This window comes from Pontibacter sp. E15-1, assembly GCF_022601975.1.
GTDB lineage: Bacteria > Bacteroidota > Bacteroidia > Cytophagales > Hymenobacteraceae > Pontibacter.
Genome location: NZ_JAKVIR010000019.1, coordinates 1 through 13,662, shown reverse-complemented (window position 1 = coordinate 13,662; position 13,662 = coordinate 1). Strand labels below are relative to the sequence as shown.

General features: G+C 57.4%; 6 protein-coding genes. 3 read left to right on the top strand and 3 right to left on the bottom strand.

Annotated elements, in window-relative coordinates; genetic code table 11:
* Positions 1-167 precede the first annotated feature (167 nt).
* From MKJ04_RS14050 to MKJ04_RS14040, 3 genes are read left to right on the top strand one after another with little or no spacing between them, the layout of a single operon-like run.
* The gene (locus tag MKJ04_RS14050; RefSeq protein WP_241642285.1) at positions 168-3,563 is read left to right on the top strand and encodes an RHS repeat domain-containing protein; all 3,396 of its coding nucleotides are present in this window, start codon (positions 168-170) and stop codon (positions 3,561-3,563) included.
* Between the two features lie 51 nt (positions 3,564-3,614).
* The gene (locus MKJ04_RS14045; protein ID WP_241642284.1) at positions 3,615-9,677 is read left to right on the top strand and encodes a DUF6443 domain-containing protein; all 6,063 of its coding nucleotides are present in this window, start codon (positions 3,615-3,617) and stop codon (positions 9,675-9,677) included.
* A gap of 10 nt (positions 9,678-9,687) precedes the next feature.
* Entirely contained in the window at positions 9,688-10,008 is a 321-nt protein-coding gene (locus tag MKJ04_RS14040; RefSeq protein WP_241642283.1) for a hypothetical protein, read from the top strand.
* Between the two features lie 273 nt (positions 10,009-10,281).
* Here the strand turns inward: MKJ04_RS14040 and MKJ04_RS14035 are convergent, their stop codons facing one another.
* The 3 genes from MKJ04_RS14035 to MKJ04_RS14025 all read right to left on the bottom strand — a co-directional run bounded on the left by MKJ04_RS14035 (position 10,282) and on the right by MKJ04_RS14025 (position 12,554).
* Entirely contained in the window at positions 10,282-10,716 is a 435-nt protein-coding gene (locus tag MKJ04_RS14035) for a transposase (RefSeq protein ID WP_241642282.1), read from the bottom strand.
* A gap of 222 nt (positions 10,717-10,938) precedes the next feature.
* On the bottom strand, positions 10,939-11,394 hold the full coding sequence (locus MKJ04_RS14030; protein ID WP_241642281.1) for a helix-turn-helix domain-containing protein: 456 nt from the start codon (positions 11,392-11,394) through the stop codon (positions 10,939-10,941).
* A 485-nt stretch (positions 11,395-11,879) separates the two neighbouring features.
* Positions 11,880-12,554, bottom strand: coding sequence for a hypothetical protein (locus MKJ04_RS14025; protein WP_241642280.1), 675 nt, complete (start codon positions 12,552-12,554; stop codon positions 11,880-11,882).
* Between the last annotated feature and the right edge of the window lie 1,108 nt (positions 12,555-13,662).

The window sequence follows — 13,662 nt, the reverse complement described above, 5'->3', positions numbered from 1 at the left end:
TATACCCAAAGCGGCGAGACGCTCTTTCGCCTAGTTTTCCCATGTTACAGAGGAGTTAAAAAATACCTTTTATATATATATTAATTACTATATGTTTGCTCTTGCTTATACCTGCCTGACAATCAGGTGCAGGGAATTTTCCCTTTCAAGATAATGACATTTAAGATATGGATGCGATAAAACGGATCATTACATCTCTTCTCCTCTTCCTACTGACGCTTTTACCATTTACACAAGCCTTTGCGCAAAGCGAGGACAGCTACACGCCGAACTTGCCGAAGGTGTTACCTCCTACCCCTGAAGCGGCATCTCTAGGTCGGTACGGCGAGGTGCCCGTCTCCCTGCACACGGGCGCGGCGAACGTGGGCATCCCTATCTTCGAGCTTGGCGGCAAGGGGATCAGCGTGCCAGTGAGCTTGGGCTACAACTCCTCGGGCGTCCGGGTGGAGGAGGTGGCCACCTGGGTGGGCATGGGCTGGAGCCTTAACGCAGGAGGGGCGGTGACGCGCTCGGTGCGGGGCCTGCCCGACGAGCAGGGCTTCTTCGTGGGCGATGCCTTCAACGCCGATGGCACGCCCTACGCCCCTGCCTGCGATCCGCAGAACGCCGACTATTACGAGCGCATCCGAAAGGGGGAGACGGACACGCATCCGGACGTGTTCTACTACAACCTGCTGGGGCGCTCGGGCAAGTTCTTCTTCGACAAAAACAAGACCCCGCTGCTCACCGCGCGCGACAAGCTCGACATCGACCACCCCTTCGACAGCCCGACCGTCTCCCAGCAGTGGCGTATCCGGGACGAGGCCGGGGTGACCTACGTGCTGGGCTCCTTCGAGGGGGCGGGGGCGACCGAGTACACGGAGAGCAACAGCTTCTGCTCCTATCAGCAGAGTCTGTCGAGCACCCGGCCCATGGACGCGGTCACCTCCTGGCTCCTGATGGCCGTGATTTCCCCAACGGGCGACGTGATCCGGTTCAACTACGAGGGCTACACGATGCGCTACGAGGTGAACGGAGGGGGCTCTATCTCCCACAAGGTGTGGGGGACGGGCAGCCAGACCAAGCAGAGCATCTGCCAGAAGAACGAGGTCACACAGCACGCGATGCGCCTGACAAGTATTACCTCGTCTGGCGGCAGCGTGGAGTTCTCCACGTCCGTGAACGGCAGGAGCGACGTTTGGAAGCCATCCTACCTGGCTGCCGGGGCGGAGGGCCCCGAGGCGCTGGTGCAGATCATCGCTAAAGACCCCCAGGGGGCCGTCGTCCGGGACTTCAGGCTAGGGCAGGGCTACTTCGGCTCTCCCTCAGACGTGGCGGCGGCGGCCACGGGCAGCGTGGCCCCGGAGATGGCCAACCGCCTGCGCCTGCGCCTGGACGAGGTGCGGGAAACGCTCTCTGGGCAGCGCCACGCCTTCGGCTACTACGCCGCGTCGGACGACAGCTGGCCCTCCAGGCTCTCCTCGGCCCAGGACCACTGGGGCTTCTACAACGGCAAGGCCAACCAAAACCTGGTGCCGGGGCTAACCTACGACGGGGTGCCTTACCCGGGCGCGGACCGCGAGCCGGACTTCAACTACATGCGGATGGGTGCCCTTAGGAGCGTTACCTACCCCACGGGGGGCACGAGCACATTCGAGTACGGGCAGCACGACTACAACGGCAAGCGGCGGATGATACAGTACAGGACCCGCACCGAGTTTCTGGCCTCGGTGTACGTGAACACCTACAGCGGCTACGGGAACTCCACCAGCACGGACAACGCGTCCTTCACGCTGGCGGAGGCCACCTCTGTCGACATCAGGTGCACCTTCAACTGCACCCAGCCGGGCGGGTTGGAGGGCTGCGGCTTCGTGACCCTGACCTTCCCCGACGGGCATAGCCAGGAGTACGGCGACTGCCTGGCTGCGGGCACGGCGATCCGACTGGAGCCGGGCACCTACTCCCTGTCTGCGCAGATTCTGGGCGGGGAGGCCGAGATCTCTTTCAGCCTGCAGGCCAGGCAAACCGAGCAGGTCCCGGACGGGGAGCTGCAGAAGGTGGCCGCGGGCGGGCTGCGGATCGAGCGCATCGCCTCCGACGGCCTGCAGGGCCCGCCCGTGGTGAAGCGGTACGTGTACGAGGTTTCCCCGGGCGTCTCGAGTGGCTCGCTGCTGCGGGAGCTAAGGTACGAGCGGACTTACACTAAGGACGACGGCTACTACACATCGGGCAAGACAGGAGAGTCGCTCACCATTTGCACTGACAAGGGAACCAGCTTCGCCGAGTACTTGGAGGTCACGGCCCTTTCCTACGTCCCGCTCTACTATGCGAGCGACTACGGGCTGGGCTACAGCCTGGTAACCGAGCTATTGGGCGAGAGCGGGGATGGGGGCAGGACGGTTTATGTCTACGGCCTGTCGGAGGACGACCTGGATCCCACCTTTCGGCACGGCCTGGAGCCGGTGCTGGCCCACCGCAACGGGCTGCTATACGACAAGACGGTCTACGGGGCGAATGGCAACAAGCTGCAGCGCGTTTCTAACCGCTACACGTTCCGGGACCTGGTGCGAGTGTACGGCTTTGAGTTCAGGCAGGACCACTACTCGGGCTGCACCCGGTGCGGGGACACCGAATACTGGGTGGATCCCTACGCCAACCTCTCGGAGTGGTACCACCTGGACTCGGTGATCACCCGGACCTTCGACCCCTCCGACGAGACCCTTTACACGCAGTCAGTGGAAAAGCGCTGGTACGAGAACCCGGCCCACATGCAGCCCACGCGCGTGGAGACGCTGCGCTCGGACGGGCAGCGGGAGGGGACGCTGACGCTGTACCCGCACGACTACGGGATAGGCACGGCTTTCCTGGAGAAGATGAAAGCCGCCCACCTGGTGGCCTTCCCGGTAGAGCAGGTACTGTATACAGACAGGGGCGGGGCGCAGCGGGTGCTCGGCGGCAGGCTGGTCAAGTACCGGGAGGATGGGCAGGGCCTGAAGGCCTCCGAGCACCTGCTGGAGACGGAGAAGCCCGTGGAGGAGGCATCCTTTAGCCTTAGCAACCGTCCGGCCGTGGGTCTGCGGCCGAGCGGCACCCCGGAGGGCTTTTTCCCGGACAGCCGGTACGCGGCGCGGGTGGCTTACGACAAGTATGACAGTAGGGGCAACCTGCGCCAGTTCAGGACTGTGGACAGGGAACTCACTGCCGGGGACGGGAGTCAGGCTCCGGACGGGCAGCCGGTGGCCTACCTGTGGGGCTACGGCGGACAGTACCCAATCGCCCAGGTGCAGAACGCCCCCTACGCAGAGGTGGAGGCTGCATTGGGCGGTGCCGCCGCGGTGGAAGCGTTGGCCGTCAGCTCCGAGCCTTCCCAGGCCCAGCTAGACATGCTCAACGGCCTGCGCACGCAGCTGCCTGATGCAAGAGTGACCCTTTATGCTTACGCTCCCCTGGCGGGGGTGACGAGCGTAACGGACCCGAACGGGCGCGTGACCTATTACGAGTACGATTCCTTCGGCCGGCTCCACCTGGTCAAGGACCAGGACGGCAATATCCTAAAGCAGCAGCAGTACATCTACAGGAAATAGGCACGGCCGATGCATTCAAAAGACGTTCCAATAAAAGGCATAAAATACTATATGAAAGCAACTTACTCTCTGCCAAGGGGGATGACCCTGGCCCTGCTTCTTTTCCTTTGCCTGCTCGCCGGGCGGGCCTCCGCCCAGTCCATCAGCGGCCCAACCGTTGTGCAGGAGGGGGAGACCCACCGCTACTACTACAGCGGGGAGACAGGCGGTTTCCCCTCCTGGAGCGTGACGGGCGGCACTATCACCCGAGAGGAGTATAACTTCGTGGATGTCCGATGGGGCACGGCGGGATCCTGGCGGGTGGACTACACAGACGGCTACAGCAGCGCCACCCTGTACGTGACCGTCAAGAAGGTGGCGCCCGTTGGGGCGACCCTCTCCAACCCGATCGTGGTTGGGGACCTTTCCGCCTACACTGCCACACCCTACGGCCGCACGCTCTCCAACGCGACTGCCAACGGCTACGGCAACGAGTACGGACAGGCCAGCGACGACATCTACTACAAGTTCACCCTTGCCTCGCAGCAGGAGGTGCTCCTCTCGCACTGCGCCTCTGGCTTCGACACCTACATGCACCTGCTGGACGTGAACGGCAACCTCGTTGTGAGCAATGACGACGGGGGCCCACTGTGCACGGGCCAGACCTCTTCGATCAAGCGCACGCTTGGGGCCGGCACCTACTATGTGGTCTCCGAGGGCTACGGCTCCAACAGCGGCAGTATCACCACGCAGCTGAGCCTCTCTGCCTGCGGGACCCGCCCGGAGGGGGCCACCCTGTCAAACCCCATCCCAATGGGCACCCTTAGCAGCTGCGGGGCCTCCGACCCCGACACAAAAAACACTGGCACTTCGAACTGCTTCGGCAACTTCTACGGACAGCCCAGCGACGAGGTCTACTACCGGTTCGAGCTGGCCCATAGTACAGAGGTGGAGATTTCCCACTGCGACTCGGGCTTCGACACCTATCTGCACCTGCTGGACGCGGGCGGCAATCGCATCGCCTATAACGACGACTACGGCCCCTCGTGCCCAACTAGCAGCCGCGCCTCGCTCCGGCAGACGCTTGCGGCCGGCACCTACTACGTTGTGTCGGAGGGCTACGGCTCCAACAGCGGGGACATTACGACCGTGATCCGCACCGTTCCCCCGCAGGTGGCCGTCTCGCCCACCTCAGCCGAGGTCTACGCCGGCAGCCCGGTGACGCTGACGGCCAGCGGCTCTGGCACCTACTCCTGGTCGCCGGCCGAGGGCCTTAGCGCCACCTCGGGCGCCAGCGTCACCGCGAGCCCCGAAGCCACGACCACCTACACCGTCACGGCTACTTCCGCCGGTGGCTGCGTGAGCACGGCCTCGGTGACTGTTACTGTCGCCCAGAACATGAACCACATCATCACCAACACCATCATTGCCCGGGGAAAGAAGACGGTAGCGAACCTGGAGGGGCTCACCACGGACCAGCGCCGGCAGCACATCGCCTATTTCGACGGGCTGGGCCGCCCGATCCAGGAGGTGAGCACGCAGGCAAGCCCGGCGGGGAACGACATCGTGCAGCCCATGGGCTATGACGCGCTGGGCCGGCAGCCCCGCCAGTACCTGCCCTATACGGGCGGCACCAGCGGCTTCTACAAGCCGGACGCCCTTTCCAAGGTGGAGAGCTTCTACGCCGCCGCGGGAGACAGGATAGACAACGACGTGCCCTACGCCCAGACCGTCTTCGAAGACTCCCCGCTGAACCGCGTAGCCGAGCAGGGGGCCCCGGGCGCCGCCTGGCAGCCGGTGCCGGGCTCGGCCGCGGGCAATACCGTAAAGCTGGCCCACCGCCCGAACCGGAAGGGAGAGGTGCGCCTGTGGCGGGAGGCCGCCGAGGGGGGCTTCATGAGCTCCCAGCACGAGAACCCCATGGGCAGTGCCCTGCAGTTCTCGGGCAGCAACAGCTATCTGCAGGTGGGGGACAAGGAAGTCCTTGCAATGGACAACGCCATGACCATTGAGGCCTGGATTTACCCCACGGCGGCAGTTGAGGGTATCATCGTCAACAAGGAGGGGGAGTATGAGATCGCGCGCTACCCGGACGGCACCATCCGCTGGGCCTTCGCCAACTCCTCTCCGGGCTGGGTATGGACGACCACCACGGCGGTGGCCCCACTGAACGCGTGGACGCACGTGGCGGTGGTGTACGGGGGAGGGCAGGTGAAGACCTATATCAACGGGAAGATAATTCACGCCCTGCCGGCCTCCGGCACTATCGCAGACGTTGAACCTACCCTGAATGACTTCCGCATTGGCGGTAGGCAGGGTGGAGGGCAGCTTTTCAAGGGCGCCATCGACGAGGTGCACGTGTGGGCCGTGGCAAGGACGGGTGCCCAGATCGCGGCCGGTGTGCACAGCGTGACCGCCCCCGGCACCTATGGACTTGCGGGCTACTGGCGCATGGAGGAGGGGCAGGGGCAGGGAATCTCGGACGCGTCCGGGTTTGCCTGCACGGGTACTCTTGTGAACGCCTCCTGGCGCCTGCAGGGCTTCTACGCCCCCGGCACGCTATACGTGTCCGAGGCGCGGGACGAGCAGCAGGCCCTCACGATGGAGTACAAGGACATGCAGGGGCGCGTGGTGATGAAGAAGGTGCAGGAGGCGGAGACCTTCGCCGATGTCACCGCCGAAACGGGCTTCATGGTCACGCAGTACGTGTACGACGACTTCGGGAGCCTTCGGCTGGTGATCCAGCCCGAGGGCCTGCGCGGCAACTTCCCCCCAGCGGATGCCACGGGGAGAATAGCGCTGCCCAAGGGCTCCGCCTTCTTGGCCAACTGGTGCTTCTCCTACGGCTACGACGCCCGCAGAAGGATGGTCACGAAGCAGGTCCCGGGCGTCAGTCCGGTGCAGATCGCCTACAACCGGCGCGACTTGCCCGTGCTCACGCAGGACGCCGAGCAGCAGATCAGAGACGAGTGGACTTTCACCAAGTACGACGCGCTGGGCCGCCCCGTGATGACGGGAACCGTTACCATGGCCAAGGACCTAGCCACCGTGCAGGGCGAGCTAAACCAGGAGACGGTGCACTTCGAAAAGGACGATCTGGCCAACGCAGAGGTTGGCTACACGCTCAACAACGCCTACCCGCGCGGCGTGACTGATGCGAACCTGCTCACCATCGCCTACTATGACAACTATGACTATGAGAAGATCAAAGCCTTTGCCTTTACCGGTAACACGGCCCTGAGGGCCGTGTGGGTGCGGGGCCTTGCCACGGGCGGCAGGGTCCGCAGGATGGAGGGCCTTGCCAAGGGGGCGTGGCTGACCTCGGCGAGCTACTACGACAGGGAGTACCGCCCGCTCGAGGGCGTGTCCGACAACCACCTGGGCGGCACCGACCGCATGGCCACCCGCTACAGGGACGACCTGTCGGGACTGGTGGAGGAAACCACGCTCACGCACACCACGGGCACATCCACGCGCACGGTGATAAACCTGTTCACCTATGACCACATGGGCAGGCTGCTCACCACCAGCCAGAGCATCGACGGCGAGGCTCCCGTGCTGCTGGCAAAGCAGGAATACAACGAGCTGGGGCAGCTGGTGGACAAGAAGCTCCACTCCACGGACGCCGCCCGCGTCTATTTCCTGCAGTCGGTGGACTTCCGCTACAACATCCGCGGCTGGCTCACCTCCATCAACAACGCCACGCTCACCAGAGACGACAAAAACGACGACGACGACGATAAGTTCGGCATGGAGCTCTCCTATAACCAGGTCAGCGGAAGGAGCTACAGGGGGGGCGAGACGGGCGCGGCCACGGCGGCAAAGGGCTTTTTCAACGGCAACATATCCGAGGTGGTCTGGCAGACCTCCGTCAGCACCGGGCAGCGCGCCTACAGCTACGACTACGACAAGGCTAATCGCATCACCTCTGCAAGCTACCACACCGCGTCCGCGGACGGGGAGGACTTCCGCATGTGGGGCGTGGGCTACGACGCCAACGGCAACATCAAGTTCATGAACCGGGCGGGCATGATCTCCGGTGCCGGCAGCCCCAAAGACTACGGTCGGCTCGACGCGCTCACCTACCACTACACGCCGGGCAGGGGTAACCTGCTGCTGGGCGTGGACGACACGGAGACTACGGCCGCGACGCACGACTTCGAGGACAAGGGAGGCCGCAAGTACTCGGCCGGGCCGGAGTACGGCTACGACAAGAACGGCAACATGGAGCGGGACGACAACAAGGGCATCACCAAGGTGTCCTACAACCGCCTGAACCTGCCCTTCCGCGTCGAGTTCGAGGGTCCGGTCGACGCGGCCGGTTTGTCGGTTAACCGCATTGAGTTCACCTACACGGCCTCCGGGGAGAAGCTGCAGAAGAAGGTGTATGAGAGCGGCATGCTCACCGGTACGACCGACTACGCGGCGGGCTTCGTGTACGAGCAAGGGGATCCGGTGTTCGTGCACACCCCCGAGGGAAGGGCCCTCTACCAGCCGGACCAGACCTACAAGTGGAAGTACGAGTACCACCTCAAGGACCACCTGGGCAACCTGCGCCTCACCTTCAAGGACATGGTGCTCAACTCGCAGGGCCTGACCATGGAGCCGGTGAACTCCGAGGAGGAGGAAAGCAAATTTGAGCGCGTACCACAGACCAGGCGCCGGGATCGCGGCCACGCCCGCACCGGCGAGCACGCAGCCCGGCTCAACGCCCGCCACGGCCTTGCACTGGGGCCCTCCAGTCGGCTGGAGGTAAGGAAGGGCGAAAAGGTCGAGGTGGAGGTGTTCGGCCACTATGAACGCGAAGACAGGAAAGGCATCGTCAAGAGCCTAGCAGCGATGCTGATAGGCGGTGTTGCCACACAGGCGGCGCAAAGCCATAGCGAGGGTGTCGCGGCGAAAGGCAAAAGCCGCTTCCCGCTGCTTAGCGTGGGTCTTGCCCTCACCCCGCAGGTGGTGCAGAAGCTGAAGGGGGTGCCCGCTGCCTACGTGCGCTATGTTGCCTATGACAGCGCGGGTGCCTATATTGGCAGCGAGTACAGGACTATTACGCGCGGGGCCCGCGGCAACTGGGAGCGGCTCGGGCTGGAGTACCGGGCTGAGGAGGACGGCTTCCTGGAGGTGTTCTTGGCCAGCGAGAGCACAGAGGATGTGTATTTTGATGACATGAGCATTGAGTCCAGCACGCTGGACGTGCAGGAGAACCACTACGACCCTTGGGGCCTCAACCTCGTCGGCATCGAAAAGCAGGGGACGCCGGACCACTTATTCCAGTACAACGGCAAGGAGAAGCAGACCGAGCTGGGGCTCAACTGGATGGACTATGGGGCCAGGATGTACGATGCCCAGATCGGAAGATTTAATACTGTTGATCCACTGTCTGACATGTTCAATAGTGAAACGCCTTACCACTATGTGCATAATAATCCATTGCTCTTTGTAGATCCTACAGGGATGGCAGCCCAATATAATTGGGAAACTGGAAAGTACATGGATGGTGACAGAGAAGTGGGTTGGGATGAAGTGCAGCAGCAGTATGGAATTGGGAATAGTAACGGTGGAGATGACAATAAGAAAAAGAATACAGGTAATAGTCTTGATGTGTCTACAACAGAAGGGAGACATAACTATATATCTGATTCTTTCTGGGGACTAGTAAATAAAGTTGCGGAGAAAGTAGACGAATTTACCTCGATACAGGGTAAAGATCCTGAAACAGGAGAAGTCACTGTTTCAATACCTAATCCTTTAGTTGGTTTATTTGCTAGAGGAGCGAGAAGTAGTACTGTTTTCATCAATGGATTCAGTCGTTCGAGGCTATTAGGGCAGTCTATTAGACAAGGAGCTAAACAGGTTGATTGGATAATGGCAAAGCATGGCCCACAACAGTTAAGTAAGTATGCAGGTAAAAGCCAATTCTACATTGGTTCGCGTACACAGCTACAAGGATTAATTGAGCAAGCAACACATATGCCTATGGTAAAGCAGGCTAATGGGAATATTCTTAGAGTAGTAACAACAAGAAGTAATGTTGGTTTTGATGCTGTAACCGGAAAACCTACAAATGTTTACTCTGTCATAACGAGTCCTAAAGGAGATCTTATCACCGCTTTCCCTGGACTACCAATTAATTAAAAGTTAAATTATGCCATTAACTATCAAAGTGGAAGACTTCAAAGGTAAAGTAGTTGCAAATTTATTGGACAACAAAGGAATGTTAAATAGACTGGTAAACTATTGCTATAAAAATCCTAACTTATTTAAAGTCTTCAAGTATATCGATCTGTACGATGATACAACCTTTAATAGTCTACAAGTTAAGGATCTTATTGATGATATTTATAAGCTGAGATCAGACAGCGATGTAGTTGATGAAGAAAGGGTTCTACTATTAGATCAACTTAATGAGTTTTGTAACAAATCATTAGAAGAGCCTCACATGTACCTCAAATTTTATGGAGATTAAAATTATATGCAATAGTCAGGATGTAAGCTGACATTATCTGGCATTGAACATTAGTTAACCTGACATTTCCCAAACAACATTTTTCTTTCGTAATCCCCTCTCACTAAACCATGGAGGGGTTGCGAAAGAAAAATGAACCTGTAAGCCTTCTGCTACAAAGGTTAGCAGTTGTGTCAGGTCAATTAGTGGCAATTACATATTATCAAAAGCCCTTTCTCTTCGGATTGGGCCTTTGCTTTTTTAATTGTTTTTGGATCTACGACTAGTGTTCAGTCAAGTGATTATTGCTGGGTAAAGTTTTTTGAGTTTCACCCGGGCGTCTTTGGTGGTGAATTGCCAGTTGACCCTTGTCTGCTTTTGGTTCCGCTGGCTGTACCAGGCTTTCACCTGCTGCTGCAGGGTCTGCCTGTCAGGCACCCTTTTGTCCAGGCCTTGCCTGGTGAGCACGCTCAGCTCGCACTCGGCGATGTTGAGCCAGGAACCGTGCTTGGGTGTCCGCACCACCTCCAGCTTTTCTATAATGCTTCTTGCCCTCTCGGGCGAGTAGACCTCATAGAGTGCCGCTAATTTATGCGCGCTCAGGTTGTCTTCCACCAGCGTGACCCGCTCGGCGCCGGGGTACATGTCCTCCACGATGTGGGCCACCACCCTGGCATACGTCCGGCTTGTGTGGTCCTCCTCCACGAGCACCTCCCTGCGCCTCGACAATCATGTACAGGTCGGCCACTCCCTCCCGGCTGTACTCGTAGTCCTGGTAAGTGGCCCCCTCGCTGTCTGTGAAGGGCTTCCTCACCTGGCTGATGAGCTGCTTGGGGGACTCGTCGAGGTTGACCACCGGGAAGCGGGCGTCATAGGGCCGCTCGTACACCCCCAGCACACCCTCCATGCCGCACACAAACTCCGGCCCGGCCTCGGGGATCACCCAGCTCTTCACCTGCCAGGGCTTGAGCTCGTTTTTTTTAGCAGCTGCCGCACGCTCTCGTGGCTCATGTGGGGCACGTGCTCCAGGGCCACCATCCGGTCCGCCAGCAGGCGCAGGCTCCACTGCCGGTGGCCTTGCGGCGGGTCGCTGCAGCGCAAGGCGATCAGGGCGGCCTCTGCGCGCCCGTCCAGCAGCTTTTCCCGCAGGGGCTCCCGCTTCTTGCCGTGCAGGGCCGTGTCAAAGCCCTCCTCCACGAAGCGGCGGCGGAGCCGCTCAATCGTGGAGACGCTCGCGCCATAGGCCGAGCCGATGCGCTCGTCGGTCCAGCGCTTGTCCCCCTGCTCGTCTGCGGCCAGCAGCAGGTAGCTGCATCTGACCTGGGCCGATTTCGAGGAGCGATGCCGGATGATATGGGCTAAGTCTGCCCTTTCTTTGTCTGTTAACTTTATCCTGTGCTTTGCCATAAAGAATACAACAAAAACCCAGCAAAAATGGTTTGACTGAACACTAGTTAGGCTGTTGCACGATAAAGCGGAGTTCGTGTGCTGCTGACTTAGTTGCGCCAGCTAACAAATTAAAGCTCCCTTCATCTCACTCGTGGGCCTTCTTCTGAAATAGGCTTACAGTTTTTAAACACATTTCACCCAAAGACCAAACTAATTTCAAACCGAAACCAACGCTTTTCGTTGTCCCAGAAAACGGCCGTTTTAGCAGTACAAGCTTGTGAGGTTAGTCATGATATTGCCAATATTGCTTCACGTTGCCTAGTGTTGCTGATGATGTTGCTCATTTAGCAACACCAGGCAATTGTTATAATTGCACTGCAATTCTGTTTGTTGCCTTGAGAAATGAGAACACACTGATATAGACGACGAGCGAGGCTGTCGTCCAAAAATTTACGTCTTGCTAACCTCAGTTAGGATCAAACCAGCTCTTAAAACTGATGAAATTATAAACTTGATTTGATCGAATCAATTGTAGACGCTAGTAAGGCTGGTATCTCGCCTTTAAGTATTTGACTGTATTTTGCCTCTTTCAAATTCAAGACATCAACGGTCAAGCAGTAATTAGGGTCTATAGTGTATTCTTCAGAATAATGTTCACACAAGTACCTATGAAGTGCGTCAGCATACATGCCTAACTCCTCTCTTGTTAGGCCGTCTAACTTCGCGACAAACCATATCCCTCCCAATCTTGGACCCTTGTCATCATCAAATGCGAATACATGGGTCGGCAAAACCTGAATAGGTAGCCCGTTTATGTTCAATATGGATCTTGTCTTTGGCTTGGGGAGAAATCTTAGGTCTTTAGAAGGTTTCCATTCATCAAAATCAAAATCCTCATAGTTCTGAAGAATATTAATATTCCTCTCGTACATTAATTTTGTGGTTCTGTGGGCAGTAGCACTGTGATCACTTGACAAGTGATCAATCTTGTCTTTTATCAACTGATTGTCGTTTTCCCTAAATGTGTTACCCAAAGCGCTAATACTCCTTACCCAATAGTCGCCGCCTCCTTCGGAATCTGATTTCTGCTGAAACTTTAGATTTTTGATCAAGGTCTGTTGCCCTCGTGGAGATTTTCTTCTGAAATCTATCAGATTCTTGATGGATAGCTTTTCCATTTGTAAATTTCTGTTTATTAAGTTACACTATCACGCTTGTCAACAAAAAGGGAAGCAACTCTTCATGTTTAGTTAAGGCCTTGGCTTTAATAGTAGCGTGTTGAAGTAAAGCAGGCGTACACAGTTGTTGGCTACGTTATATATGAAGATAATTTGATGGGCTACTCCAACATCTTATATACACCGGATCTACAGTTATTGTAGAAACCTAAATATAATAAAATAATATATCCTCTGCCACTACGCTGACCTGATTATCAGCTCGATATACCTCAAGGCAAAAGCAACATGAAGTGAGCCATCAGATATGAATGTTGCTGGCCAGAATCAGACAGCAGTGCGAAGCATCAGACAGTGTTGCTCCGTATTGCAATTTTGTTGCTTGATGTTGCTCCAGGACAGCATGACCCTGTGACACCGTTACCGAAAAACCTGAAACAGTGCCTTCTTGCATTTCAAAGGATGATTTTACCAGATATAGCATTTGTAATGCCGTTTTAGCAAACTGTTGCTGTGTTGTTGCCCGGTGTTGCTCCTGTCTGTATCAAAATACGCCAATTTACTGAAACACCCAAAAGCAGCTTCTGCTGTAGCGGGACGGCCACGGCTTCTGGCATTCGACAGAGGAGCATGGGAGCAACAATATACCGGCAACAGAAAGCAACGCTTCGACACCATGGGACAGACTAGCATGGCCGTGCCCCATATAGCCACGCGAAGGTTTATCAACCGGGATGCTGGCAGCCAAAGAGTAGCCCGAAAAGCGCTTCAGACGTCCAGAAAGCAATGTGTGTTAATCTGTATGCCTCACTCCGTGTCGTGCACCATTGCTCAGCTGATACGTTGCCAACAAAAAGCAACATTTGACAACGCAACAGCAACGCAGTGGCAGCCCCGTCTGGTGATGGGCTGTCCCGTAAAAGGGGGATATTTCGATACATCGGAAGCAGGTGCAGATGGTTTCTTTTGGGTTGGGAAAAGTTTGGTTTCGGTTGCAACGGGTTTGGAAAAGGTAGTTCGAACTGTTTGCTCTAGTGCTTCTCCAATTTAATTATTAGACAAAGGGTTATCTATATTTACCTTTTGGTACTGTTTAGCTAGCTTTACT